Source organism: Pyramidobacter sp. CG50-2, from assembly GCF_003612005.1.
Taxonomy (GTDB): Bacteria; Synergistota; Synergistia; order Synergistales; family Dethiosulfovibrionaceae; genus Pyramidobacter.
In genome coordinates, this window is the sequence record NZ_RAWT01000003.1 from 42,314 (window position 1) to 67,396 (window position 25,083).

Sequence of the window (25,083 nt, forward strand, 5' to 3'; positions counted from 1 at the left end):
GGATTTATGGAACTGCGGGTTTTGCGCTATTTTCTGGCCGTGGCGCGCGAGGAGAGCATCACCCGGGCGGCGGATTATCTGCATCTGACGCAGCCGACGCTGTCACGTCAGCTCATGGATCTGGAGAAGGAGCTGGGCAAGAAGCTCTTCGTGCGCGGTTCGCGCCGCGTCAGCCTGACCGAGGAGGGAATGCTGCTGCGCAAACGCGCCGGCGAGATGATCGAACTGGGAGAGAAAACGCTGGCCGAACTGCGGCAGGACGGCGAGGCCATAAGCGGCGACGTGTTCATCGGCGCCGGCGAGACCGACGCCATGCGCATGGCTGGGCGGGCAGCGTGTCAGCTGCGCCGGGAAGGCGCGCGCGTCTGCTGCCATCTGTACAGCGGCAACTCCATCGACGTCGCCGAGCGGTTGGATCGCGGCCTGTTGGATTTCGGCATTTTGCTTGGTGCCATCGATACGAGAAAATATGATTCGCTGCTGCTGCCGGCGAAGGACATCTGGGGGGTGCTGATGCCCGCCGGCCATCCGTTGGCGAAGAAGAAATCCATCCGCGCCGAGGAGCTTTGGGACGAGCCGTTGATCCTCTCGCGTCAGGGCATGATCGAGTCTGACATCTCGCGCTGGCTGAAAAAAGGAATCGGTCAGCTTCATGTGGCCGCGACCTACAACTTGGTCTTCAACGCTTCGCTGATGGTCAAAGAAGGGGTGGGACTGGCGCTGACCTTTGACTGTCTCGTCAATACCGGCGGCGACAGCGGACTCATCTTCCGGCCGCTCTCGCCGAAAGTGGAGTCGGGGATGCAGGTCGTGTGGAAAAAATACCAGATCCATTCGCGCGCGGCGGAGCGGTTTCTCGCTGCGCTGCGCGCGCAGTGCGAAGCGGCAGGATGACTGCCGCTGACGGAGGAGAATCGGTCGTGCGCGACTTCCTGAAGGAAAAAGAAGCTTTGGAAAATCCAGTCATGCTGAAAGAGATCTGTCGCTTTGGGCTGAAAGTCTTGGCGGTCATCATGCTGTTTATCTTGGGAGTTCAGTCCTTTCTGAAGTGAGGGCTGATGCATTGGGATCCGAAAATTGTAAAGCCTATTGACACTATAAGAACGATTCCATATAATAACCAAGAAAATAAGTGCGTGCTCAAATTATTTTGCTGTCAAGGTAGGAATCGTGCGATACGCTCGGAGTCGAGGCGGCGTGGGGGAATTCCTAGTCTTGAAGTACGGGGGAGCCGGGGAGTGTTCGTGTAATGCAGTGTAAAATGTTTCTGTGTAAATAATTTTTTGCCATTTTCGACAGGGGGAGAGATTCCGCGATGAACGATTTCAAAAAGAAACTGGAGAAGAAGCTTCGCGATCCCGAGTACAAAGCGAAGTGGGACGCTTACGATCCCGAGTATCAGGTCATCAAGACTCTGATCGAGGCCCGCCGCAAGAAGAACGTCACGCAGAAGCAGCTTGCCGAGATGACGGGCATCACGCAGCCCGACATCAGCCGTCTCGAGAACGGACGCGGCAATCCGTCGCTACGGACGCTCAACAATCTTGCCAAGGGGCTGGGCATGGCGCTCAAGGTAGAATTTGTCGACGTCAAAAAGAAATAGCCGCTTTTTTGCCGGTTCATAAGGCGGCAAAAGAAATCCGCCGGGCGCTCCGTTTTTTTGGAGGCGTCCGGCGGATTTCTTTGCGTTTGATTTCAGCTGAGCAGCATGCGGTCGTTGTCCAGATTCTTCTGCACCGCTTCTTTGAAGCGGTCCAGAAGCGCGGGCACGGTCATGCGGGCGCGCTCCTCGCCGCGCAGATCGAAGAGAATGCGGCCGTTGTCCATCATGATCGTGCGCGAGCCGAGCGCCAGTGCCGAACTGATATTGTGCGTGATCATCATGCAGGTCAGCTTGTTTTCGGCGACGATGCTCTTCGTCAGCGCCAGCACCTTCTCCGCCGTGGCCGGGTCGAGCGCCGCCGTGTGTTCGTCGAGCATCAGCAGCTTCGGCGTCACCAGCGTCGCCATCAGCAGCGTCAATGCCTGGCGTTGGCCGCCCGAGAGCGTGCCGACGCGCGCGTTCATGCGATTTTCCAGCCCCAGACCGAGCGTGGCGACGCGGTCGCGCAGATATTTTTTCTCGCGCGCCGACAGGCCGAACGGCGAGACGTGCTCGTCGTTGCGGATGAAGGCCAGCGAAAGGTTTTCCTCCACCGACATCGACGGCGCCGTGCCCTGCATCGGATCCTGAAACAGACGGCCGATGAAATGGGCGCGCCGGTAATCCTTCATGAACGTGACATCCTGCCCGTCGAGCATGATGCGGCCGCTGTCCACGTAAAAAGCGCCGCTGACGGCGTTGATGATCGTCGATTTGCCGGCGCCGTTGGAGCCGATGACGGTCACGAACTCGCCGCGGTCGAGATGCAGCGAGAAGTCCTCCAGCACCTTCTTCTCGCCGGCCGTGCCGGGGTCGAAGGTCTTGCTGATCCTGTCGAGCGTCAGCATCGGCGGTTCGCCTTCTTCCGCAGCGCGAACTTCACGCGCGACACCAGCACCGGCCAGGAGATGGCCGCCGCCACGATCAGCGCCGAGAGCAGCTTGAGGTCGTTGGCCGACACCGACGAGGAAATGGCGCCGGCGATGATGAGCCAGTACACGGCGCCGCCCAGCAGCGCCGCAAAAACGCCGCGGCGCACCGACGGCCAGCGCATGGCGCCGGTGAGCACCTCGCCGATGATCAGCGAAGCGAGGCCGATGACGACCATGCCCGTGCCCATGGTGATGTCGCAGAACTGCTGGTATTGGGCGATCAGCGCGCCGGACAGGGCCGGCATGGCGTTGCCCAGGCACAGGCCGACGGTGATCGTGTACTGCGGATTGATGGACGAGGCGCTGACCATGCGCGGATTGTCGCCGGTGGCGCGGATCGAAAGTCCCAGCCGCGTGCGCAGAAAGAACACGAGCAGAAGTCCCACGATTACGGCTGCGCCCGCGGCGATCAGCAGGCGCGCCCAAGGCTGAACGGCGCGCGGCAGGACGGATTTCAGCAGAGAAAATACGGTGTCCAGACGCAGCAGCGTCAGATTGGCGCGGCCGCCCATGACGCGCAGGTTGACCGAGTAAAGCGCCGTCATCGTGACGATGCCGGCGAGGATCGACTGGATCTTCAGCTTCGTCTGCAAAAAAGCCGAGACCAGTCCGGCTCCCGCGCCGGCCAGCACGGCGCAGAACAGCGCCCAAAACGGGTGTCCCGCCGCCGTCAGCGCCGCCGAGACGGCCGCCCCCAACGTGTAGCTGCCGTCGACAGTCATGTCGGCGATGTTCAGCGTGCGGAAGGAAAGGTACAGTCCCAGCGCCACAAGGCCGTAGATCAGCCCCTGCTCGACGGCGCCGCGAACGAGAAGAAGACTCATGAAGACAAAAGCCCCGTCAGGCTATTGGGCGTACTTGGACACGTCGACGCCGATCGCGGCGGCCGTTTCCTTGTTGACCACGACGGAGACTTCGTGCAGCACTTCCACGGGCGTGTCGGCGATCTTCGCGCCGTTCAGCACGCGGATGATCATCTGCCCCGCCTGGCGTCCCAGGTTCGTGTAATTGATCCCGCTCGTGGCCAGACCGCCGTCGCGCACGAGCGAGTCTACCGCGGCGTAGACGGGGACCTTGTGCTCTATGGCTACCTGCGACAGCAGCGGCATGGCCAGAGCGGTGGTGTTGTCGTCGGGCACGTAAATGGCGTCGACCTTGCCCATCAGCGAGTTGACGGCGGGGACGACCTCGGCGGCGGTGGAGACGATCGCTTCGCGGAAGGCGATGCCGCGCTTCGCCATCTCGGCCTCGGCCTTGCGCGCCGTGTTGGTGGAGTTGGCCTCGGCGGTGTTGTAGATGACGCCGTAGTTCTTCAGGCCGGGCGTGAGCTCTTCGGCGAGGTCAAGCACGTTGCTGGGGTGAATGGCGTCGCTGACGCCGGTGACGTTGCCGTCGGGATGAGCGGGATCCTTTACCAGACCGGCGGCGACAGGGTCGGAGACGGCGGCGAAGATCACGGGGATCGTTTCCGTGGCCGCAGCGGCGCCCTGTGCGGCGGGTGTGGCGATGGGCACGATGACGTTCACTTCGCGGGCGACGAACTTCTGGCAGATGGTGCTGATCAGCGCCGGCGAGTTCTGTCCATTTTGATAGTCGATTTCGACCACGTCGGGGCCGTAGCCGGCCGCGTTCAGTTCGTCGAGGATGGCGAGACGCACTTCGTCGAGCGAAGGATGTTCGACCAGCTGGACGATGCCGACGCTGAACTTCGGAGCGGCCAGAGCCGCGGAGGCGCACAAGGCCATCAGGATGCAGGCCGTGAAGAGCTTTTTCATGATCATGACAAAAACCTCTCTTTCGAAAATGATTTTTTCGGGAACGGCAAAATTCACAACGGCCGACGCGTAATGCCGGGGCAGCGCCTTTCCTCCTTTCAAAAAACGAGGCCTGCCCCTGAACGGATACGTTCAAGGACAGGTCTCGAAAAAAGGCCTGCGGTGCCACCTTGATTGCCTTTCGCGAAAAAGGCCGCTCGCGGGATGCCAACACATCCCCGCTCTGTTACGGGAGCTCCCGTCGGGCCCTACTGGGCGATCTCTCGCCGTTGGGGTCCGCCCTCGGCGGTCCATTTGTCCGAGCCGCATTTCTGCCGGGATCTCAGCTGCCCCGGCTCTCTGTGAGCGCGCGCTGCGGTTTTATCTCCGCTTCTTCGGTTTGACGTTGTGAAGTTGTTGGGATTATTTAAGCACGAAATCCGAAAAAAGCAAGTGCTTTTTTACCGTCCGTCGCGGACGGTCGAGTGCGGATTCATGAGTTGATGTATAATAGCGCTGACATTGAACGGGGTTTTATCGTGGACGAGGGAGAAATATCATATGCTTGTTTCGACGAAGGGACGCTACGCTCTGCGCGTGCTGATCGATCTGGCCGAGCATCAGACTGGGGATTATGTGCCGCTGCGGGCGATCGCCGAGCGCCAGCAGATTTCCGAAAAATATCTGGAGGCCATTCTCAAGTCGCTGGTGCGCGGCAAGATCCTTACCGGCATGCGCGGCAAAGGCGGCGGCTACAAACTGGCCATTGCGCCGGAGGAGTTGACGGTGGGGCACATCCTGCGTCTGACCGAGCCTGCGCTGGCGACGGTGAGCTGTCTGGCGGAGCACGGCGAAAAGTGCGGCCGCCGCGAAGAATGCCGCACGCTGCCGATGTGGCAGGAACTTGACTCGATGATCCTCGCCTATCTTGACGGGCGCAAGCTGGCTGAGCTGACCAAAAAGGACGGTTCTGGCGCCGGCGGTATTTGAAAAAGCGAAATTTTCGGGCTTCCCGTGGTCGGAGCATTTCGGCGCGGGGAGCTTTTTTGACCTGAAATGAACTTCATGGGGTACAATATACTGACTCTGCGCCGTATTTGCGGTGAAGCGGCGGTGAATCGAGGAGTGACGGGATGAAAACTTCAATCAAAAAACTGCTCGAAGGCGTGCGCGACGGTGCGGTGCCGGTGGAGCAGGCGCTGCTGGCCCTGAAAGAAGCGCCGTTCGAGGACATCGGTTTCGCCAAGGTGGACCTGCACCGTCCGGTGCGGCAGGGCGCGGCGGAAGTGATCTACGGCGCGGGCAAAACGCCGCGGCAGATCGTCGCCATTCTCGGCGTCATGGCCCGTCACGGGCAGAACAACGCGATCATCACGCGCCTGTCGCCGGAAGCGGCGCGAGAGGTGAACGCCGCCTTCCCGATCGAATATCATGCCGAGGCACGGCTCGGGCTCGTTGGCGGCTTTCCGAAGCCCGACGGCATCGGCCGCGTCGTCGTCGCCACCGGCGGCACGAGCGACGTCCCCGTCGCCGAGGAGGCGGCGCTGACGGCGCAGATGCTGGGCAACGACGTGCTGCGCCTGTACGACGTGGGCGTGGCCGGACTGCACCGCACGCTGTCGCATCTCGACGATCTGATGAGCGCCAGCGTCATTATCGCCGTGGCCGGCATGGAGGGGGCGCTGGCCAGCGTCATCGGCGGGCTGGTCGACTGTCCCGTCGTCGCCGTGCCGACGAGCGTGGGCTACGGCGCGTCATTCGGCGGCGTTTCCGCCCTGCTCTCGATGCTCAATTCCTGCGCCAGCGGCGTTACGGTCGTGAACATCGACAACGGTTTCGGCGCGGGCTATTTTGCCAGCATGGTCAATCATATGGAGGTCAAAAAATGAAAACGATTTATTTCGACTGCGCGATGGGCGCGGCCGGCGACATGCTGACGGCCGCATTGCTGGAACTGGCGCCCGACCGGGAGGCGGCGCTCGCGAAGCTGAACGCGCTCGGCGTGCCCGGCGTGCGTTTTGCCGCGTCGAAGGGCGTCAAGTGCGGCATCACCGGCACGCAGATGACGGTCACGGTCGACGGCGAGGAAGAGGGCGCCGATGGGCACGAACATCATCACGAGCATTGCGGCTGCGGTTGCCGCCACGAGCATGGCGGACACGAACACAGTCACGATCACGACCACGGACATCGTCACGTCCACCGCGGCATGGCCGACATCGAGACCGTCGTCAACGGTCTGAACGTTTCTGAGAGCGTGCGCGCGCAGGTCCTCGAAGTGTACAAGATCATCGCCGCCGCCGAGAGCGCCGTTCACGGCGTGCCGGTGACGGAGATCCACTTCCACGAAGTAGGCGCCCTGGACGCCGTCGCCGACATTGCCGCCGTCTGCACGCTGATGGAGGATCTGGCGCCGCGCCGCGTGCTCGCTTCCGCTGTCAACGTCGGCAGCGGGCACGTGCACTGCGCCCATGGCGTCATGCCCGTGCCCGCGCCGGCGACCGCTCTGATCCTGCGCGGCGTGCCCATATACGGCGGCCACGAGAACGGCGAACTGTGCACGCCCACCGGCGCGGCGCTGCTCAGACACTTTGTCTCCGATTTTCGTCCCATGCCCGTGATGACCGTTTCGTCCATCGGCTACGGCATGGGCAAAAAGGATTTCGAAGCCGCCAACTGTGTGCGCGCCTTCCTCGGCGAAAGCGAGTAAACGCCTGAAAGGAACTGCTTCATGGATCAGCTTCACGAAAAGTACGAACGGCTCAAAGATTGTCTGCGCGGACTCGGCGGCGTCGCCGTGGCGTTTTCCGGCGGCGTCGATTCGACGTTTCTTTTGAAGGCCGCCCGCGAGGCGCTGGGCGACCGCGTCCTCGCCATTACCGCGCAGTCCTGCTTTTTCCCCCGGCGCGAGCGCGACGAAGCCAGCGAATTCTGCGCGCGCGAGGGCATCCGCCACGAGATCTGCGTCTGCGACGAACTGAGCGTTCCCGGCATTCGCGAAAACCCGCGCAACCGCTGTTATCTGTGCAAACGCTCTCTGTTCGAGAAAATGACCGCGCTGGCCGCGTCGCTCGGCTTCGATTGCGTCGCCGAGGGCAGCAACATGGACGACCTGGGCGATTACCGTCCCGGCCTGCAGGCCGTCGCCGAACTAGGCGTCGCAAGCCCGCTGCGCGAAGCCGAGCTGTACAAAGCGGAGATCCGCGCGCTTTCCAAAGAGCTGGGGCTGTCGACGTGGGACAAACCGTCCTTCGCCTGCCTCGCCTCGCGCTTCGTCTACGGCGAACCGATCACCGAAGAAAGACTGAACATGGTCGAGCGGGCCGAACAGCTGCTCCTCGACCTTGGACTCTCGCAGATGCGCGTGCGCGTTCACGGCGACGTGGCCCGCATCGAGGCGCTGCCCGAACAGTTCCCCCTGATCATGCAAAACCGCGCGCGACTCGCCGCCGAGTTCAAAAAGATCGGCTTCAGCTACGCCGCGCTCGATCTGCAAGGCTACCGTACCGGCAGCATGAACGAAACGCTGGCCGCAGAATAATTCGCGCAAAAAAGATCTCCGTTCCCGAACGATCGCTTCGGAAACGGAGATCTTTTTGATTTTCGTGGAATGTTCCACGTGGAACATGGCTGTTGGCGGCGCATGACTGGCGGTTCTCCGTTTGAATTCATTCGGTCCGTCCTTTTCCGCGGCGGGGCGCCTTTCTCCCGTGCAGAATATGCGTATGCACCCAGTCGAACGCGCGCGACTCGCCCTCGTCTTTCAGGACGCGCAGCGCCTCTTCGAGCAGCGCCGCCGTGTTGGGGTGGATGAGGTAATGGCTCTTGAACTTTTCGTAATACTCCCACGGCGCGGCGTCGGTGTATTTTTCGCCGAGATAGGTCATGCTGGCGGCGACGCGGTCGCAGAACATCTCCGCCACGTACTTCCGGGGCATCTCCATGCCGCACATCGGCTGAGCTTCGCCGTTTGCGTCGTCGCCGACGGCGTAGTCGATCCAGTATTCGAAATGGTGCTTGTTGCGTCCCTTGTGGTGCAGCCACGCCGCGCTGTATCCCTTGTCGAGGCGCTCGGCGTTGTTGGGGCTGCACGTGCCTTGGTAATACCTGGCGCCCACGAAAAATTCGACGGGCGCGTACTTCGACAGGTCGTGCAGCAGGCCTTGCCGGTACAGTCCGAGGCGGAAACAGAATTTCATCACCAGCAGCTTGTGCCGCGTGATCGTTTTGAAGTGGAGGAGCGGATGCATCGCTGTTCATCCTCTCTGTCGGTTTTGATGATTTTCGCTGAATCCGTCAGCGAACCGCGGTGGATTTTTTATTATACCCGAAGGAACTTTTGCGGAGGCGACGAAATCCATTTCTTTATGCGGTTAGCTTCCATGAGGCCGCGAAGTCACGCCCCTCGCACGGGCGCGTGAGTTGAAGCCCGAGACGCTGGCGGGGGCTCTGGCAAATGCAGTTTCTCCGAGAGATCGTCACCCCGCATCTTCATCGGCAGCTCAGAAGTCTCCTGCAACGCGATGTCTGCAAGCTTGCGCAGACGCCTCGAAGAGCCGATTAAAGGAGCCTGTCTCTTCTCCCTTCTATGGGATTTAGAGACAGGCTCTTCTTTTCGCGCGTTTATACCGGCCTCCGTGAAAAAGGCCGAAGATTTTCTGCCGCTTTTATAGCGCCGAAGGCGCAGCAAAGACTGCATGGAATCGCATGGCGCGCGTTTTTATGCGGCATGGCCGCATGGAGGCACGGCATTTTCAATTGAAGTTTGTGATTGAAGTCAACGTTACTTTGCGGCAGGAGCGGGTTCCTCTTTCTTGTCGGCCATGGAGTCCATCACTTTATCCTTGATTTCTTCGGCTTTCTCGACCGCTTTGTCGGTGAGTTCCGCAGCTTTCTCTTTGACTTCTTCAGCTTTTTCGACGACCTTGTCCTTGATCTCGGTTGCCTTGTCCTTCATTTCCTGCTTGATCTGTACGTTTCCGTCAGGCGCTTTCTCGAATGGGCCTGTCCCCTTGTAATAGCAATATCCCAGCACACACGCGGCAATTAGAAGAATGAGAAGAATCATTTTTTTCATCTTGGGTCACAGCTCCTCTTTTAAATTTGTGGCATTCTTTCGGATGCTACGACGACATTTTACTATATTTCTTCAGAATGGCAACCTGTGCCCTGAACAACGCAGTAGAATCAAGAGGCGAGACGTTTTCTCCCGGAGGCCGTGGCCAATATGGTGAACGGCCTCTTTCAGAAGCTTGCGGAGCGGCGCTCCGTTTCCGGCCGACGTCTTGCAGGAACGGGAAAAACGCAGGGCGCGCGTTTGAGGGGACGAAACTTACGAGGCGCTGTCTGCCCTTTTCATCTGCGAATCGGCGCTGCCTGATTTTCTTTCTCTCCCGGCGTTGAGGAAGATCCCCGCGAAGATCACGGCGGCGCAGACGATCTGGATCATGGAGAGCGATTCTCCCATAAAGACCATGGCGGCGAAAATGCTGACGACCGGCGAGCCGTTGAGGAACGCTCCCGTCGCGCCCGCGCCGATGCGCTGGATTGATATTTGCTGAAGCACGTACGCGCAGCTCGAACCGAGAATGCCGATGTACAGCGTACCGGCCAGGGCGCGCCCCGACAGCGCCAGGTTCATCGGCTGCCCAACGACGGCGATGAGCGCTGCGGTCAGCACGCAGGACGCGGCCATGTTGCACAGTGTCACCACGATCGGCGAGGATTTTGCGATCTTTTTGCCCAGCACGGTCATCACCGAGCAACAGAACGAGGCGCAAAATTCCATCAGGTCGCCTTTGTTCAGCGACAGATTGGCCAGCAGCGACAGGTCGCCCTTGCAGAGCAGACAGACCGCCCCGCTCAGCGCGAGAACGATGCCGCAGACGCGCCGCGGCGTCAGCCTTTCGCCGAGGAAAACGGCGGCCAGGATGGTCGTGATCAGCGGCGACGTGGCGAAGATGATGGCGATGTTTGTCAACGACGTGAACTTGATCGCATAGAAAAAGCAGAGATTGTTGAGCAGTACCCCGGAAATGCCCATCAGCACGGAAATCGCCAGATCGCCGCGGTCTGGCAGCAAACGCCGCTCACGGCCGTACGCCAGCGGGGCAAGGATGACGACGGCGATAGCCGTGCGCAAAAGCAGCAATTCCAGCGGCGGCATCTCACGCAGCGCATAAGTGGCCGGCACGTTCATAAAACCCCAGATCAGCAGCACGAGCGTCATTGGCAGATAGCGCCGCAACGTTGAATTGTTTTCGTTCATCGGATCACCTCGGAAAATGTGCCGAACGCAAAAGGACGTTGGCCAAAACGACCTTATTTTACCGCTCTGACCGCGAAATGACAGACGGAAATAAAAAACTTTTCCGAACGTGCAGAACGCGCGCGATCGGTGAAAATCGAGGTAAAAACTTGCCAAGCGGCGTTGGCTCGTCTAAAATAAACAAATATCTTCGCTCCTGTTTTTGACCGGTGGGTGAAAACAGATCTCGCCATCCGGCAGTTGAATTTTCGGACAGAAAAAGCGGCGGACCATGATTCCGTGAGGAGGCGCTGAGGCATGAAGAAAATATGGCGGTGGCTGCTGGCAGCGCTGGCATTCTGCGCGGCGCCGGCCGGCGCGGAAGACAAACCGTACGTGGTCCTGGCGCTGTCCGGCGGCGGCATTAAGGGGTACGCTCACATCGGCGTGCTTCGGGAACTGGAAAAGGAAGGCGTTGGCGTCGCCGGCATCGTCGGCACCAGCATGGGGGCCATCGTCGGCAGTCTCTATGCCAGCGGCAGAACGCCGGCGGAGCTGGAACGAATCGTCATGGACGTCAATCTCGGCGAACTGGTCACGGCGAGCGGCGGTAATTATTTCAACCTTTCCGACAAAGCTACGCGCGACATCAGCATGATCCGTCCGGAAATCTACACCGACGTTCACAACAAAGTGGCGGGACCGCTGGGATTCGTTGCCGGCACGAGCGTGCTCGAGTACATCGCTCAGCTGCTTTCCCACGTGACCGTGACCGATTTCCGTCGTCTGCCCATACCGTTTGCGGCTGTTGCCACCGATCTTGTCAGCGGCGAGAAAGTGGTGCTGCGCCGCGGCTCTCTGGCTTCGGCTGTGCGCGCTTCCATGTCCATTCCCGGCGTGTTCGATCCGTGGGAGATCAACGGCCGCCTGCTCGTCGACGGCGGCATGGTCTCCAACATGCCGGTGGAGACGGCCAAAGAGCTGTTCCCCGGCTATCCCGTGATCGCCGTCAACCTCACCAGCGAGCTGGAGCCGCGCGAAAAGCTGAGCACCGTGTTCGACGTGGTCAGCCAGTCCATCACCATTCTCACCATGCAGAATGTGCGCCGCGAGGCGACGTTGGCCGATTTGGTGATCAGTCCCGGCGTGAAGGAGTACCCCATCCTCGGCACTTCGCCTGCCGCCGAGATTATTCAGCAGGGGCGCGACGCTGCCGTCAAGGCGTTGCCGCAGATCCGCGCGCTGTTGAAGAAAGCGCCGCGGCGCCCCGTGAAGGAAAAGGAACTGGCGCTGCCCAAGCCGCCTCATGTGATGGGCGTGCATGTCGTGGGAGTGCCCGAGAAAATGGGCAAGGAGATAGAACGGGAGCTGCTCAAGGTCTGGCTGGGGCGCCCCGTGCCCATGAAGGAGATCGTCGCTGCCAGCGCCAACATCGCCAAGCGCGAGGACGTCCGCAGCGTCGATTACGATCTGCTGAATACCGAGCGCGGCGTCATCGTGCTGCTCAAGGTGCAGCGTTTTCCCGCACACCGCTATTCGCTCGGCGGCTATGCCAGTACCTACAGCGACATGGGATGGCTGGTGATCGGCAGCCGTCGTTACGATTTGTTCACGCCCGGCGACACGCTGCAGTCGAGCTTCTACCTTGGCCAGCGCTGGGGCGCGGATTTCAACTATTTCTGGGATATGGATGTGTCGCACAGCTCCTTCTGGGAGGCGGGCCTGTCGGCGTCTCATTTCAGGATCGACGCGTCCGGCGCTCCGCTTGAATGGCAGCGCTACAACTTCGACGTGCAGCGTCACTTTACGTTGCACGAACGTCTGCGCCTTTCCGCCGGCGTGTCGGCCACGGCCGCGCGTCGCGTGGAAGGAGGCGAAAGCGCCAACTACGTGGCGCCGTTCCTCGAAGCGACGTTCAACCTGATGGACAATCCCGACGATCCGGTCAACGGGTGGCTGCTGAACGCGCGCTCGATGTGGCCTTCCGAGACGGGGACCATGCTGATGCGGCTCAGCCTCACAGGGCGCCGCCGTATCAGCTCGAAACTCATGGCTGAGCTCCAGGGCGGCTTCGCGGAAGGCGACATGGACGATAAGCGCCTGTTCAGCGCCTATCTTGGCGCCCGCGAAGAACTGTACAGCCTGGCGGAGCACCCCATCGAGGCCGAGCGCTTTGCCTGGTGGCGCGCCAAGCTGCGCTACCCGCTGTCGCAGACCATCTTCGGCAACGTCATCGCCGAGATCTTCGGCGGCCAGGGGTACGCTTGGGGCAGCGACGGTGCGGAGATCGCCCGGCCGTGGGAAGTCGGCGTCGCGCTCTGTGCGCCGCGCCGTCTCATCGACGGCAAACTGTACGCCGTCTACACCGACCGCAAGGAATGGCGCTTCGGCGTCAGCGTCGGCGTCCCCAACTGGGACGCGTTCCATCTGTTTTAAGTTTAAGCGGTAGAACAAAGGCCACTGCGGAGAAACAGAGAAGCGGCGAAAAAATAAACGGCTGAAAAATGTTTTTTCGCTTTTCGCCGCTTCTTCGCTCCGCCGCGGTGGATTTTGTTTTGACTTTCGATTTCACGCAGGAGGACAAGAGCGCCATGGCACGCAACATCACCCCGAGAGAACAGGATTATTCACAGTGGTACCTTGACATCATCAAAGTCGCCGAGCTGGCCGACTACGCGCCCGTGCGCGGCTGCATGGTCGTCCGCCCCACGGGCTACGCGATCTGGGAAGACCTTCAGGCCAAGTTCGACAGGGCTTTCAAGGAGACGGGGCACGTCAACGCCTACTTTCCGCTGCTGATCCCTTCGTCGTTTCTGCGGAAGGAAGCCGAGCACGTCGAAGGCTTCGCTCCCGAGTGCGCGGTCGTCACCCACGCCGGCGGCGAAGAGCTGGAAGAGCCGCTCGTCATCCGTCCCACGTCCGAAACGGTCATCGGCGCGATGTACAGCAAGTGGGTGCAGTCGTGGCGCGATCTGCCCCTGCTGATCAACCAGTGGGCCAACGTGCTGCGCTGGGAAAAACGCCCCCGCCTGTTCCTGCGCACCTCCGAGTTCCTCTGGCAGGAAGGTCACACGGCCCATGCCACGGCCGCCGAAGCCGAGGAAGAGACCGTGAAGATGCTCAACGTCTACGCCAAAATCATGAAGGAAGACATGGCCCTGCCCGTCGTCGAGGGCGTCAAGTCCGAGGGCGAACGCTTCCCCGGCGCGCTCGACACTTACACCTGCGAGACCATGGTCAGCGACACCAAGGCGCTGCAGGCCGGCACCAGCCATTTCCTCGGCCAGAACTTCGCCAAGGCCTTCGACATCCAGTTCCAGGACCAGAACGGCGCCATGCAGTACGCCTGGACCACGAGCTGGGGCGTTTCCACACGCATGATCGGCGCCATCATCATGACCCACTCCGACAACGACGGCCTGATCCTGCCGCCCCGCGTCGCGCCCGTCAAGGTCGTGATCCTGCCGATCTCCAAGGACGATTCCACGTTCGCCGAACTCGACGCCAAGGCTCACGAGCTGGCCGACGAGCTCGATTCCGTGCTCGGGGCGCTGACCGTGCGCGTGGACGAGCAGAACCACCTGCGCCCCGCCGACCGCTTTTTCTATCATTTGCAGAAGGGCGTGCCGCTGCGCCTCGAACTGGGCGAAAAGGACGCCGCCGCCGGGGCCGTGCGCGCCGTGCGCCGCGACACCGGCGCCAAGGAAGACCTGAAGTGGAGCGAACTGGCCGAGCGCGTGCCGGCGATCCTCGAAGACATTCAGAAGAGTCTCTACGAAAAAGCCTGCGCTTTCCGCGACGCCAACACGTACGAGGCAAGCAGCTACGACGAGCTGAAAGCGCGGCTCGAAAAGGGCGGCTGGGTCAAGTGCTTCTTCGCCGGCGGCAAGGAAGACGAAAAGAAGATCAAAGAAGAAACGCAGGCCACCGTGCGCTGCTACCCGCTCGCCGAAAAAGACCGCACCGGAAAATGCGTCTACACCGGCAAAGAAGGCGCGCATCTGGCCGTCTTCGCCAAATCCTATTAACGGACGGAAAGCGCCTGGGCCGCGGCATGGCTCAGGCGCCGTTATGCGTAATACACACGGAAGGAGTTGAAAAAGCATGGAGGAAAATAAAGAGGGGGGCTATCCTTTTTATCCGTGGCAGCTGGAAGCCTGGGGCGAGCTGACGGATGACGGCGGAACGCCCCTCAGCGCCGTGCTGTCGGCTCCGACCGGAGCGGGAAAGACCATGGTGGCCTACCTGTGGGCCGGCCTCGTCGACGGCGAAGGCCGCCCGCTCACCGATCGCAGCGGCTGCGACCGCGTCATCTTCACCGCGCCCATCAAGGCCCTCAGCAACGAGCGCTACATGGAACTGCTCAAGATGGGCTTCGATGTGGGGCTGGAAACCGGCGACTTCAAAAAGAACGACGGCGCGCCCGTGATCTGCTGTACGCAGGAGATCTACGATCTCAAATACGCGGGCTGCGACCGCATCCGCCTGATCATCGACGAGTTCCACTACATCTTCAGCGAAAACGAGCGCAGCCGCGCCTACATCGACGGCCTGCGCAAGACCCATCCCGCCGTGCCCATCCTCGTCATGTCGGCCACCTTCGGCCAGCCCGAGGAGATCCGCGGCTACCTCGAGCGCGTCATGGAGCGCGATTTCGAACTGTATCTCCTCAAGGAGCGCGCCACCAAACTGACCTACCTCAGCCACGCCCTCAGCGCGCGGGAGATCCGCGACGCGCTGGTCTTCGCCTTCTCGCAGAAAGGCGTGCACCAGGTTGCCGACCTGATCGCCGCGCAGCGCATGGACATCGACAAGGACCGCAAGGCCCGTCTGCGCGACTTGGCTTGGATCCTCGAAGTGAACGTCGTGCAGAAACACCTCTACAAAGGCGTCGGCGTCTATTACGGCCGCCTGCTGCCCAAGGAAAAACTGCTCGTCGAGCGTGCCTACCGCGAGCGCATCATCGACGTGGTCGTCGGCACCGACGCGCTGGCGCTGGGCGTCAACCTGCCGGCCGAGACCGTCGTCTTCGCCCAGACGGTCAAGTATTTCGACCGCCGCCCCCTCACCAAGACGAGCTTCAGCCAGATGGCCGGACGCGCCGGGCGCAAGGGCCTGTTCGACGAAGGCTTCGTCAGCTGGCTCGCCGATTCCCCCGTGGAATCCCGCGGCGTCGACACCGGCGAGATGTTCAAGGCGCTGGAGCGCACCGGCGACGAAAAGGCCATGATCGAGCTGCGCCCCGACTTCGGCGCCATCCTCAAAAAACGCAGCACCGTTGAAAACGAAGCCGAGATCGTCGCCCGCTACTCGCTGCCCCAGCTCCGCACCAAGACCGTGCTCGAAGAGATCCGCGACGCCGTGCGCCGCATCGATTCCAGCCTCGGCCTGCTGGCTCCCGGGCGCAAGGAAATGTTCAAGCGCATCCTCGCCGACGTGTGGTACGGCGAGATGGAGATCGACCAGAATCTGGAAATGGCCGACCTGTTCTTCCGCGGCGCCGGCAGCGGCGACGAATACGTCCACCCCGACGGCTTGATCGCCGCCGAGCTGTTCCAGAAGTACGAAAAGAACTTTTTGCAGGCCCTGCTGCGCGTCAAGCGCTACAACAACTCGCTGCCCGACGAATACAAGTTCAACGGCATGGACAAAGTGGAACAGGCCATCGAAGAGATCGACCCCACCGTTTTCGGCTTCGAAGACCGTATCCTCGAAATGGACAACACCGCCGTCGACCTGCCGGAAGCGGAAGTCCGCCTCGTCCCCAGCGACCGCGTGCGCCTCGAAAAGCGCCGCCGCGTCCGCAAAAAAACGCCTCCCGCTCAGAAGACTCCGCCCGAAAAGAAGGACGGGAACGCCGGAGCGAAGAAGAAAAAGCGCCGCGGCCACCGCGGCGGCCGTCGCCGCAGCTCGAAAAAGAAAGCGCAGATGGAAGCTCTTGCCGCAGCGGAGACGGATTTTGCCGAGTAGATCGCGGCACAGCGGGCGGCCTTTTCTCTCGGTTAAAATGATTTGCGCGGCGCATTTGGATGGACATCCGTCTGAACGCGCCGCGTTTTGTACTAATACTATTTCTTGATAAAAAGCATTAACATAGTTTACAGGGCGCTGCGAGGGAGTTCAGTCGCTCGCAGCGCCCTTATGTTCGGCCTTTTAATTGAGAAATAGTATGAGGCGTCGTGAATTGCATGAGACGGCATGACGCCGGTTCTGCGCCGACTGCCGCCCCCGTTTTTGGCGCAGGCGCGCGTCTATGTATTCTAGGCGCGAAAGAATGTTAATTTGCCTTTTAAAGGAGTTTATGTATAATTATTGATAAAGTTGAGAATGGCTTTCAAAAATGAAATTTTTAAGGATAAGGAGATGACGCTTGATGAAAAAACGCTTTTTAGCCGGGGTGCTGTGTTTCGTATTTGCGTTGCCCGCGTGGAGCGCGCTGAGCGATAACGATTTCCACAAGCTGTGCCGAAAGGGCGCGCCCGAGGAGATCGCCGCAGCTTTGAACGAGGGCGCGAACCTCGAAGCCCGCAACAAGCGCGAGGAAACGCCGCTAATGACGGCGTGTGCATACAACACGCTCGAAGTCGTCAAGGCGCTGCTTGCCGCCGGAGCCGACGTGAACGCGGTCGGCAAGAGCGGGCAGACTGCGCTGATTGCCGCTGCCACGTGCAAGGACCCGGCTATCGCCGCGGAGCTGCTGAAAGCGGGCGCGTCCGTTGACGCGCGCGCGAAAGACGGTATAACCGCGCTGCTAGGCGCGGCCGCGAACAAGTATCCCGAGATCGTGAAAACGTTGCTGGCGGCCGGGGCCGACGCCAACGCCGCCACCGACCAGGGCATCACGCCGCTGATGGCTTCAGCGGGCAGCTCCGCTCTGCCGGAGACGATTACAGCACTGCTGGACGCGAAGGCGCACGTGAACGCCGCTGACCAAAAAGGCTGCACAGCGCTGATGGGTGCCGCCCGCAACCGTGGGATCACGTCGGAAGCGATCAATCTGCTGCTGAAAGCCGGCGCCGATATGAAAGTAAAAAGCGCTGATGGGATGACGGCACTGGCCTACGCTATCGACCGCGAAAACCTGACGGCCGTGAAGACGCTGATCGCCGCCGGAGCCGACGTGAGAGCCGTTCCCGCCGACACGACAGCTTCGCTGGTTGCACGGAGCGTCAGGGAAGGCGACGCGGAGACGCTCGACCTGCTGATCAAAAACGGCGCGGACGTGAACGCTGCTGACAGCCGCGGCGAGACGCCGCTGATGAAGGCCGCCGAGAAAGGACACGCGTCCGTCGTCGACGTGCTGATCGCCGCGGGCGCCGACGTGAACGCGAAGAACAGCCGCGGTGACGACGCTCTGACGATAGCCGTAAAAGCCCGTGAACCCAACGCCGCGATCGTCGGCTCACTTCTGAAAAACGGAGCCGACGCGAAGACAGCCGACGCGAACGGGTCCACGCTGCTGATGCGGGCCGTCCAAAACGACGCGCCGGCGCTCGCAGAAGCTCTTCTGGCAGCCGGCGCTGACCCGCTGGTCGCCGACAAGAGCGGCCGTACCGCGCTCGATATCGCCGTGCAGCGCAGCCTCCGCAGCATCGCCCCGCTCGTCGAGGCAGGGGCCGACGTGAACGCGCCCGGCAAGAACGGCTGGACGAGACTGCATAATGCTTTGCGCAGCAACCGCCCGCCTGAGCTTGTCAAGACCCTGATCGATGTGGGAGCAAACGTCAACGCGGTCACGAGCGACGGCCAGTGGAACATGCTGAAGACCGCGGTGCAGTTCTGTGATAATCCCGAAGTCATTGACATGCTGCTGGCGGCCGGCGCGGACGTGAACTGGAAGGACAAGGACGGCTCCACCTCTGCGTTTATTGCCTTCAATAAAAAGAATCCCTTTGCGTTCGTGAAAAAGCTCGTCGATGCCGGGTTGGACGTGAACGCTGCGGAGATCGAGGACGGATACACGCTGCTGATGCAGGCCGTGAACAACCCCGAATGCGAGGAAAAGGAGATCGTCGAACTGCTGCTGGGCGCGAAGGCCGATCCGAACGCGACCCTCACGCGCGATAAAAAGACTGTGCTGATGCAGGCCGTGACCCGGCAGAAGACCGATCCCGTCGTGATCGACATGCTGATCAAAGCCGGAGCCAATGCCAACGCCAGGGATAAGAGCGGAAACACCGTGCTGACGCTTGCCGTGGACAGCAATCCGAATCCCGAGATCATCGAAGCCCTCGTCAAGGGTGGCGCGGACGTGAATGAGCCCGGCCCCCAGAAGCGCACGGCGCTGTTCAAGGCCGCGAGCGAAGGCAAGCGCCGCGGTGAAGTCGCTCTCAAGCTGATCGAACTGGGGGCGGACGTCAACGCCGCCGACTCCATGGGGTACACGCCGCTGCTGACCGCCAAAGGCGACGACGCCGAGACGATTGCGGCGCTGATTAAAGCCGGCGCCGACCTGAAGAGCCGTACCAGCAGTGAGCGTACGCCGCTGCTGATGCTGGTCGGACGCGAAAAAACGGAGCCCGAGTCTGTCGAAGTGATGCTGAAAGCCGGAGCCGACGTCAACGCCGCCGATCAATACGGCGATACGCCGCTGCTGTGGGCCGTGAAAAACAGCCGTCCTGTCGCTGGCGTGATCGAAGCCCTGTTGAACGGCGGCGCGGACGTCAAGGCCGTCAACAAGAAAAAACTCTCGATCCTCGACGCCGCGCGCAAGAACAAGAGACTTCCCGCCGAAGTGCTCGCGAAGCTGGAAGACGCGGCCAAATAGCGCGCTGTCGCTCACGTCGGCTTAGCGTTTTCTCTATGGAACTCGCAGAAAAGCGCCCGCCTAACGAGCGAAAACGCCGACGCCCGCGGCTGGCTGTCCGACGTGCTGAACTGCGTGAACGAGACCGCCTCCGATGGGTTTGCTCTTGAAGAGCTGTACCTCTTCGCAGCGCGCCTTCAGCAACGGCGTGCGGATATTCCAGAAAATGCGTTGAACTGCGTAAGACCCTTAACCTGAGAGACGCACGCCGTAAAAAACGGCTCTCCGCTCTTTCCGAACTAAATGAAACGGGTTCCCCGCGCATGACCGAACGCCGGAGAACCCGTTCCTTGTTATAATAAATCGAACGCCAACTTTTCCCGATTCGCGAAAGGAGTTCTTCATGGACAACATCGTCATTCTCGACTGCGGCTCGCAGTATACCCAGCTTATCGCCCGCCGCGTGCGCGAAATGAAAGTGCACAGCGAGATCCTGCCCTGGGACGCGACGATCGAACAGATCATGTCGCGCACGCCCACCGGCCTGATCGTCTCCGGCGGCCCGCGCAGCGTGCTCGAACCCGATTCGCCCCGTCTGGCCGAGGGCTTTTTCGACCTCAGGCTGCCTATCCTCGGCATCTGCTACGGTATGCAGCTGGCCGCGCTCCAGTACGGCGGGACCGTGCGCCGCTCCGCCGCCCGGGAATACGGGCGCGCCACACTTGTCGTCAAGGATGGCGAATGCCCGTTCTTCGCCGGTATGCCCGAGAGGTCGCAGGTGTGGATGAGCCACGGCGACGACGTGGAAAAAGTCCCCGCCGGTTTCGTCCCCACCGCCGTCTCCGAAGACGGCGTCGTCGCCGGCATGCGCACGCCCGACGACCACATCACCGCCGTACAGTTCCATCCCGAAGTCTCGCACACCGAAAAAGGCGCGGAACTGCTCGGCAACTTCCTGTTCAAGATCTGCGGCTGCAAAGGCGACTGGGACCTCGGCGACTGGGCCGAGAAGATGAAAAGCGAGATCCGCGCCACAGTCGGCGAAGACAAAGTCATCTGCGGCCTCTCCGGCGGCGTCGATTCCTCCGTTGCCGCCGCGCTGACCGCCGCCGCCGTCGGCGACCGCCTGCAGTGCATCTTCGTCAACAACGGCCTGCTCCGCGCCGGCGAAGCCGAAGAAGTGCTCGCCAGCTACCGGCAGATGAAACTCAACGTCGCCTACGTCGACGCCAGCGAGAAGTTTGTCAAAGGAATGGCCGGCGTCATCGACCCCGAGAAGAAGCGCAAGATCATCGGCGAGACCTTCATCCGCATCTTCGAGGAAGAAGCCCGCAAGATCAAAGGCGCCCGCTGGCTGCTGCAGGGCACGCTCTACCCCGACGTGATCGAGAGCGGCCAGCGCAAAGGCGCGGCCGTCATCAAGAGCCACCACAACGTCGGCGGCCTGCCCAAGGACATGAACCTGTCGCTGCTCGAACCCCTGCGCGAACTGTTCAAGGACGAAGGCCGCGCCGTCGGTCGCCTGCTCGGCGTGCCCGAAAACATCGTGCGCCGCCATCCCTTCCCCGGCCCCGGCCTGGCCGTGCGCTGCCTCGGCGACATCACCAGGGAGAAACTCGAAATCCTGCGCGCCGCCGACAAGATCTATCTGGAAGAGATCAACAAAGCTGGACTGTACGACGAGATCTGGCAGGCCTTCGCCGTGCTGCTGCCTGTCTACACCGTCGGCGTCATGGGCGACGAGCGCACCTACGCCCGCGTCTGCGCCCTGCGCGCCATCACCAGCCGCGACGGCATGACCGCCGAATGGTACCGCATGCCCCACGAAGTGCTGGCCCGCGCCTCCACCAGAATCTGCAACGAAGTCCGCGGCGTCAACCGCGTCGTCTACGACGTCACCAGCAAACCGCCTGCGACGGTGGAGTGGGAATAACGATCTAAATACACTGCTCCTCAGAAAAAGCCTCCCAACATTTCTGTGCTGAAAGGCTTTATGGATATAGAGCGAGACGGATGAATTTAAGGCTTTTAGGGCGGTGCATGAGATATGAAATTCAATTCTTTAATCCCTGAGTTGACCGTTAGGGATATCGAAAGGACGAAGAAGTTCTATACGCACGTGCTGCGATTCAACATTGAGTATGAGCGCCCTGAAGATAAATTCGTCTTTTTGTCTTTGGGGGAAAATCAGTTGATGTTTGAACAGGACAACGGCGGCTGGAACACGGGCGTCCTGGAGTATCCCTTTGGCAGAGGCGTGAACTTTGAGATGTCCGTTTCCAATGTGGAAGAGCTTTACGATAGAGTGATAACTGCGGGGATCGAGCCGTTTAGAAGATTGTCGACCAGTCGCTACAGAAGCGGGACGGAGGAGATCGTTCAGAAAGAGTTTTTGGTTCAGGATCCTGACGGATATCTCTTGAGATTTACAGACTGACGAGAAAAGCGCATGGCTTGAAGAGCAAAAAATCCTTCAGCCATGTGCTTTTTTGTGCTTGTTAAAATATCAGTTTGAGGAACTGCTTTGAGGCGCGCGCTGGATATACCAGACGGGGAGCTGCGAGATGTTTTCGCGCGGGAGGTTGGCCGGGGGCATGGATCAAGGCGCCGTCCGATTTCCGCGAAAGAAACTCCTTGCGCCAGATATTTTTTCGACGTTGTTGCGATCCGACAACGTCAAACGCTTTCTCAATGCTCATCCACCTTGTAAGGTATACCATACGAGAAGTTGGAGGATTGGGGGCGTTCCGCTTTAAAATGCGTCGGAGAAATCGCGTCAGACTTAATGCGACGCCGAAGCTTTTAGATCAAATGCGACGGTGGCTCACGGTTTATATTATAGTTGCTTTGACGTTCAGCAGATGTAAATATTTTGATATAAAAACGTAAAATATTTATTGACGTATCTTGAGAGCGGGGCTATACTTGGCCCAAAAGGAGGCTGATGAAATGTATGAGATAGCGGACTTATTTGATATGCGCAGTGCTGTCGGAGCGAAGCTCGAATCGATGTTGCTTGAACGCGGTTTTACGAAAGCTGGTTTCTGCAAGGCCGCGGGCATATCGCGCCCGACTTTGGACAAGCTTTTGTCCGCAGGCATTACGAACAAGACGAATTACGAAAAACATATTACAAAGGTTCTTGACGGTTTGAAAATCTCCGCAGATATGTTAATGGGAAACAGCCCGAATCGATTCAATCAAACCCGGCTCCTGAAGCAGCTTCTTCGAGTTGACGAGAAGCAGCTGGCCGAACGTACGGGAGTATCGACGGCGCGACTGAAAGAAATCGAAGCCGGCGCAAAAGCTGAGATCTCTGAACTTCGCGACCTTGCCTATGCCTTGCGCACAGGCGTGCGGAGCCTCCTGGGGACGAATTATTTCCCACCTCAAATAGCAAGGTGGAAAGCGTCCCTTGACCGTTGCAGCGCAGGAGAGGAATTGGCGGAAAATGGGTTCTGGGGGCATATTGGGATTCTCCCCTCATCTTCCGAGAAATATCTTTGGTATCCGATTACCGGAACCACGCGAAGCATGGTTTATGGTTGGATCGGGCACGGATATCTTGTCATCCCTTGCATGAATAACAAAGTTCTTTTGATCAATACAAGCAATGTCAATAGAATTGTTTTACTTGACGATGGTTGTGGTGCGCCTAGTTCGTGCACCTGGGATTCGTCTGTCGACGAGGGGGAGGTTCCACCAGTCATCTACGAGTCATTGAGTGATTACACGTATTACGAAGAGACCGAAGAACAAATACCGGAAAAACTTATCTCTCCAAATCTGTGCAAAGTGATGGCCAGTTACGTCGAGAAAGATGACGGTACAAGCGACGCATTATTATCTGAGGGAGCAGTCGTCTGCTGCTACGCCGACGGCAAAACGGAGCGGTATAACATCGATTTTGGTCAAGAGCAATCCTTGAGCTTGGAGATCTCATTAATCTACGAATTCGGCGACGAAGCTTCTGACGAACGTTTTTTGTTCTTTCATGATGAAGATGGCGCAGAAAATTTTATAAACAAAGAAAAAATATCGCTCATTGAACTTCCGTTGTTTAATATAGAAGAGGCTATTTGCAAAGAGCAGGAAGAGGCGCTCGCAGAATAAAACAGGATAGAAAAGGAGCGATAGCAGAATCATGCCGCTATCGCTCCTTTATTTTTTGATGCCGAGAAAACTGTGGGCGTACATTGAAATATCTGATCAAGAAATCGTGTCGAGTTAAGTGGCGGAATACCGCAGCGGCAGTTCGAGGCCGTTGCGCTCCAGCAGCCCTTTGTCGCGGAACAGGTCGGGCAGAGGCCCTTCCGCGGCGACGGCTCCGTCGTAGAGCAGCGCGGCGCGGCTGCACACGTCGAGCGCCATGTCGAGGTCGTGCGTGGTGAGGATCAGCGGCTGGGACAGCGCGCGCAGCGTTTCGACGACGCGCCGCCGCGCACGCGGGTCGAGCGCCGCGGTCGGTTCGTCGAGAACGATCACCTGCGGTTCCATGACGAGGATCCCAGCCAAAGCGGCCAGACGCTTTTCGCCGCCGGAAAGGCGGTGCGGCGGCCGTTCGGCCAGATGTGCCGCGCCCAAATGTTCGAGCATTTCCAGCGCCTTGCGATGCGCCTCGCCGGCGGGCATGCCGCGGGCGACGAGGCCGAAGGCCACGTCGTCGGCGACCTGCGGCATGAAGAGCTGGTCGTCCGGTTCCTGAAAGATCAGGCCGACGGCTTGGCGCAGCTCTTCCGTGCCGGCGGGCTGTCCGTACAGCCGGATCTCTCCCTGGCGGGCGGCGATGCCCCCGGCCAGATGAAGCAGCAGCGTCGACTTGCCGGAGCCGTTGGGGCCGACGAGCGCGAGCTTCTCGTTTTCGCGCAGGCCGAACGATACGCCGTTCAGCGCCTTGTGCCCGTCGGGATAGCTGTAGTGGAGCGCTCGCACTTCCAGCGGGCAGGTGGATTTTTCCGATTGAGCCGGATTCATTGAAAGCCTCCCGAAAAATCGAGCGCCTGCGCCGCTGCGAGCACGACCGCGCAGAAAACGGTCAGCGCCGTGTCGCGCGTTTTCCAGCGGAGCGGCTGCGCCGCGGCGAAACCTGCCAGACCGCCGCGGCAGTTCAGCGCCAGCATCATGCGTTCCGAACGGTCGGAACTCTGCAGCAGCGCGCTCGCCGCCATAAAAGCGAACACGCGCCAGCGCAGCGTCCCCTTCAAGTGCGGCGAGCGTCCCGCGCCGCGCGAACCGCTGCGCAGATTGACCGCCTGCAGGGCCGTGGCCATGCGCTCGGCCAGCAGATAAATGCCGCGCAGCGTGAGCAGCAGCAGAACGCGCAGCTTTTCCGGGCAGCCCAGACGGGCGAGCGCGGTTTCGCAGCGCGCCGGTCCCATGGCCGCGATCAGCCGCAGCAGCGCGACCGAGATCAGATTCAGCCTGACTGTGATGAGAAGCCCCTGACGGATCCCTTCGCGCGTGAACGGTCCCCAGAGCGTGCGCCCCGGCCAGGTCAGCGCCAGCAGGAACGTCATCGCCAGGCTGACCAGATTGAGCTGGCGCAGCGAGCGCAGCAGGGGGCGAAGCGGCCCGCAGAAAAACAGCGCCCCCGGCAGCAGCGCCGCGAACGCCAGTGCCGCCGGCCGGTCCAGCGCCGATAGCGTCGCCGCGTAAGCTGCGGCGCAGAGCATCCGCGCGCGCGGATCGAAAGCGTCAAGCGGAGCGCGCGCGTTTTCCGCGAACAGTCCGCCCGTATCGAGACGCATTACCGCCGTCCTTTC

22 protein-coding genes and 1 pseudogene are annotated in these 25,083 nt (G+C 60.5%); 15 read left to right on the plus strand and 8 right to left on the minus strand.

Annotated elements, in window-relative coordinates; translation table 11 throughout:
* The first annotated feature begins 6 nt into the window (after positions 1–6).
* The 3 genes from D7D26_RS01125 to D7D26_RS01130 all read left to right on the plus strand — a co-directional run bounded on the left by D7D26_RS01125 (position 7) and on the right by D7D26_RS01130 (position 1,603).
* Entirely contained in the window at positions 7–894 is an 888-nt protein-coding gene (locus D7D26_RS01125; RefSeq protein ID WP_120371686.1) for a LysR family transcriptional regulator, read from the plus strand.
* A 26-nt stretch (positions 895–920) separates the two neighbouring features.
* On the plus strand, positions 921–1,052 hold the full coding sequence (locus tag D7D26_RS12725) for a hypothetical protein (RefSeq protein WP_255415957.1): 132 nt from the start codon (positions 921–923) through the stop codon (positions 1,050–1,052).
* A 263-nt stretch (positions 1,053–1,315) separates the two neighbouring features.
* On the plus strand, positions 1,316–1,603 hold the full coding sequence (locus tag D7D26_RS01130; RefSeq protein ID WP_009163915.1) for a helix-turn-helix domain-containing protein: 288 nt from the start codon (positions 1,316–1,318) through the stop codon (positions 1,601–1,603).
* 92 nt (positions 1,604–1,695) lie between these two features.
* Here D7D26_RS01130 and D7D26_RS01135 read toward each other — a convergent pair whose 3' ends face one another.
* Genes D7D26_RS01135 through D7D26_RS01145 form a run of 3 tightly spaced genes read right to left on the minus strand, consistent with a single transcriptional unit; the run spans position 1,696 to position 4,355 of the window.
* On the minus strand, positions 1,696–2,490 hold the full coding sequence (locus tag D7D26_RS01135) for an ABC transporter ATP-binding protein (protein ID WP_120371687.1): 795 nt from the start codon (positions 2,488–2,490) through the stop codon (positions 1,696–1,698).
* The gene (locus D7D26_RS01140) at positions 2,484–3,398 is read right to left on the minus strand and encodes an ABC transporter permease (protein WP_120371688.1); all 915 of its coding nucleotides are present in this window, start codon (positions 3,396–3,398) and stop codon (positions 2,484–2,486) included. The genes D7D26_RS01135 and D7D26_RS01140 overlap by 7 nt, the downstream gene beginning before the upstream one ends.
* A 21-nt stretch (positions 3,399–3,419) precedes the next feature.
* Positions 3,420–4,355: an ABC transporter substrate-binding protein gene (locus D7D26_RS01145; protein ID WP_147413018.1), complete on the minus strand. Its 936-nt coding sequence runs from the start codon at positions 4,353–4,355 to the stop codon at positions 3,420–3,422.
* 534 nt (positions 4,356–4,889) lie between these two features.
* Here D7D26_RS01145 and D7D26_RS01150 point away from each other — a divergent pair.
* The 4 genes from D7D26_RS01150 (at position 4,890) to larE (ending at position 7,869) form a co-directional block, all read left to right on the plus strand.
* On the plus strand, positions 4,890–5,318 hold the full coding sequence (locus D7D26_RS01150) for an RrF2 family transcriptional regulator (RefSeq protein ID WP_120371690.1): 429 nt from the start codon (positions 4,890–4,892) through the stop codon (positions 5,316–5,318).
* A gap of 143 nt (positions 5,319–5,461) precedes the next feature.
* Positions 5,462–6,217, plus strand: a complete 756-nt coding sequence (larB, locus tag D7D26_RS01155) for a nickel pincer cofactor biosynthesis protein LarB (RefSeq protein ID WP_120371691.1) — start codon at positions 5,462–5,464, stop codon at positions 6,215–6,217.
* The gene (locus D7D26_RS01160) at positions 6,214–7,038 is read left to right on the plus strand and encodes a LarC family nickel insertion protein (protein ID WP_120371692.1); all 825 of its coding nucleotides are present in this window, start codon (positions 6,214–6,216) and stop codon (positions 7,036–7,038) included. Before larB ends, D7D26_RS01160 begins: the two co-directional genes overlap by 4 nt.
* A 21-nt stretch (positions 7,039–7,059) precedes the next feature.
* Positions 7,060–7,869, plus strand: coding sequence for an ATP-dependent sacrificial sulfur transferase LarE (gene larE, locus D7D26_RS01165; protein WP_120371693.1), 810 nt, complete (start codon positions 7,060–7,062; stop codon positions 7,867–7,869).
* Positions 7,870–7,996: 127 nt separating this feature from the next.
* Here larE and D7D26_RS01170 read toward each other — a convergent pair whose 3' ends face one another.
* The 3 genes from D7D26_RS01170 to D7D26_RS01180 all read right to left on the minus strand — a co-directional run bounded on the left by D7D26_RS01170 (position 7,997) and on the right by D7D26_RS01180 (position 10,596).
* The gene (locus D7D26_RS01170) at positions 7,997–8,578 is read right to left on the minus strand and encodes a DUF5662 family protein (protein ID WP_078015839.1); all 582 of its coding nucleotides are present in this window, start codon (positions 8,576–8,578) and stop codon (positions 7,997–7,999) included.
* A gap of 533 nt (positions 8,579–9,111) precedes the next feature.
* On the minus strand, positions 9,112–9,405 hold the full coding sequence (locus tag D7D26_RS01175; protein WP_078015834.1) for a YtxH domain-containing protein: 294 nt from the start codon (positions 9,403–9,405) through the stop codon (positions 9,112–9,114).
* 255 nt (positions 9,406–9,660) lie between these two features.
* Positions 9,661–10,596 (minus strand): DMT family transporter, encoded by a 936-nt coding sequence (locus tag D7D26_RS01180; RefSeq protein ID WP_078015833.1) that lies wholly within the window; start codon positions 10,594–10,596, stop codon positions 9,661–9,663.
* A gap of 297 nt (positions 10,597–10,893) precedes the next feature.
* Here D7D26_RS01180 and D7D26_RS01185 point away from each other — a divergent pair, with 297 nt between their 5' ends.
* From D7D26_RS01185 to D7D26_RS01220, 8 genes and pseudogenes are all read left to right on the plus strand, one after another.
* On the plus strand, positions 10,894–13,011 hold the full coding sequence (locus D7D26_RS01185; RefSeq protein ID WP_120371694.1) for a patatin-like phospholipase family protein: 2,118 nt from the start codon (positions 10,894–10,896) through the stop codon (positions 13,009–13,011).
* 155 nt (positions 13,012–13,166) lie between these two features.
* Positions 13,167–14,603 carry a proline--tRNA ligase gene (proS, locus tag D7D26_RS01190; protein ID WP_120371717.1) on the plus strand — a complete coding sequence of 479 codons (1,437 nt, stop codon included), beginning with the start codon at positions 13,167–13,169 and terminating at the stop codon, positions 14,601–14,603.
* 76 nt (positions 14,604–14,679) lie between these two features.
* A complete protein-coding gene (locus D7D26_RS01195) occupies positions 14,680–16,545 on the plus strand; it encodes a DEAD/DEAH box helicase (RefSeq protein WP_120371695.1) in 1,866 nt (621 codons plus the stop codon).
* Positions 16,546–16,948: 403 nt separating this feature from the next.
* A complete protein-coding gene (locus D7D26_RS01200) occupies positions 16,949–19,342 on the plus strand; it encodes an ankyrin repeat domain-containing protein (protein ID WP_120371696.1) in 2,394 nt (797 codons plus the stop codon).
* A 90-nt stretch (positions 19,343–19,432) separates the two neighbouring features.
* Positions 19,433–19,579, plus strand: a pseudogene (locus D7D26_RS12860) (hypothetical protein); the annotation flags it as partial.
* A 145-nt stretch (positions 19,580–19,724) separates the two neighbouring features.
* The gene (guaA, locus tag D7D26_RS01210; protein WP_120371698.1) at positions 19,725–21,254 is read left to right on the plus strand and encodes a glutamine-hydrolyzing GMP synthase; all 1,530 of its coding nucleotides are present in this window, start codon (positions 19,725–19,727) and stop codon (positions 21,252–21,254) included.
* A 114-nt stretch (positions 21,255–21,368) separates the two neighbouring features.
* The gene (locus tag D7D26_RS01215; RefSeq protein ID WP_120371699.1) at positions 21,369–21,758 is read left to right on the plus strand and encodes a bleomycin resistance protein; all 390 of its coding nucleotides are present in this window, start codon (positions 21,369–21,371) and stop codon (positions 21,756–21,758) included.
* A gap of 512 nt (positions 21,759–22,270) precedes the next feature.
* A complete protein-coding gene (locus D7D26_RS01220; RefSeq protein WP_120371700.1) occupies positions 22,271–23,434 on the plus strand; it encodes a helix-turn-helix domain-containing protein in 1,164 nt (387 codons plus the stop codon).
* A gap of 114 nt (positions 23,435–23,548) precedes the next feature.
* Here D7D26_RS01220 and D7D26_RS01225 read toward each other — a convergent pair whose 3' ends face one another.
* Together D7D26_RS01225 and D7D26_RS01230 are read right to left on the minus strand one after the other, a co-directional pair.
* Positions 23,549–24,295, minus strand: coding sequence for an energy-coupling factor ABC transporter ATP-binding protein (locus D7D26_RS01225; RefSeq protein ID WP_120371701.1), 747 nt, complete (start codon positions 24,293–24,295; stop codon positions 23,549–23,551).
* Entirely contained in the window at positions 24,292–25,068 is a 777-nt protein-coding gene (locus D7D26_RS01230; protein ID WP_120371702.1) for an energy-coupling factor transporter transmembrane component T family protein, read from the minus strand. Before D7D26_RS01230 ends, D7D26_RS01225 begins: the two co-directional genes overlap by 4 nt.
* Between the last annotated feature and the right edge of the window lie 15 nt (positions 25,069–25,083).

Coding starts and splice junctions, on each gene's coding strand:
- D7D26_RS01185 (WP_120371694.1), top strand. CDS start 10,894: ATGAAGAAAATATGGCGGTGGCTGCTGGCAGCGCTGGCATTCTGCGCG.
- D7D26_RS01175 (WP_078015834.1), bottom strand. CDS start 9,405: ATGAAAAAAATGATTCTTCTCATTCTTCTAATTGCCGCGTGTGTGCTG.
- D7D26_RS01130 (WP_009163915.1), top strand. CDS start 1,316: ATGAACGATTTCAAAAAGAAACTGGAGAAGAAGCTTCGCGATCCCGAG.
- D7D26_RS01160 (WP_120371692.1), top strand. CDS start 6,214: ATGAAAACGATTTATTTCGACTGCGCGATGGGCGCGGCCGGCGACATG.
- guaA (WP_120371698.1), top strand. CDS start 19,725: ATGGACAACATCGTCATTCTCGACTGCGGCTCGCAGTATACCCAGCTT.
- D7D26_RS01195 (WP_120371695.1), top strand. CDS start 14,680: ATGGAGGAAAATAAAGAGGGGGGCTATCCTTTTTATCCGTGGCAGCTG.
- D7D26_RS01230 (WP_120371702.1), bottom strand. CDS start 25,068: ATGCGTCTCGATACGGGCGGACTGTTCGCGGAAAACGCGCGCGCTCCG.
- D7D26_RS01125 (WP_120371686.1), top strand. CDS start 7: ATGGAACTGCGGGTTTTGCGCTATTTTCTGGCCGTGGCGCGCGAGGAG.
- D7D26_RS01170 (WP_078015839.1), bottom strand. CDS start 8,578: ATGCATCCGCTCCTCCACTTCAAAACGATCACGCGGCACAAGCTGCTG.
- D7D26_RS01220 (WP_120371700.1), top strand. CDS start 22,271: ATGTATGAGATAGCGGACTTATTTGATATGCGCAGTGCTGTCGGAGCG.
- D7D26_RS01200 (WP_120371696.1), top strand. CDS start 16,949: ATGAAAAAACGCTTTTTAGCCGGGGTGCTGTGTTTCGTATTTGCGTTG.
- D7D26_RS01225 (WP_120371701.1), bottom strand. CDS start 24,295: ATGAATCCGGCTCAATCGGAAAAATCCACCTGCCCGCTGGAAGTGCGA.
- D7D26_RS01135 (WP_120371687.1), bottom strand. CDS start 2,490: ATGCTGACGCTCGACAGGATCAGCAAGACCTTCGACCCCGGCACGGCC.
- D7D26_RS01180 (WP_078015833.1), bottom strand. CDS start 10,596: ATGAACGAAAACAATTCAACGTTGCGGCGCTATCTGCCAATGACGCTC.
- D7D26_RS01140 (WP_120371688.1), bottom strand. CDS start 3,398: ATGAGTCTTCTTCTCGTTCGCGGCGCCGTCGAGCAGGGGCTGATCTAC.
- D7D26_RS01150 (WP_120371690.1), top strand. CDS start 4,890: ATGCTTGTTTCGACGAAGGGACGCTACGCTCTGCGCGTGCTGATCGAT.
- proS (WP_120371717.1), top strand. CDS start 13,167: ATGGCACGCAACATCACCCCGAGAGAACAGGATTATTCACAGTGGTAC.
- D7D26_RS01145 (WP_147413018.1), bottom strand. CDS start 4,355: ATGATCATGAAAAAGCTCTTCACGGCCTGCATCCTGATGGCCTTGTGC.
- D7D26_RS01215 (WP_120371699.1), top strand. CDS start 21,369: ATGAAATTCAATTCTTTAATCCCTGAGTTGACCGTTAGGGATATCGAA.
- larB (WP_120371691.1), top strand. CDS start 5,462: ATGAAAACTTCAATCAAAAAACTGCTCGAAGGCGTGCGCGACGGTGCG.
- larE (WP_120371693.1), top strand. CDS start 7,060: ATGGATCAGCTTCACGAAAAGTACGAACGGCTCAAAGATTGTCTGCGC.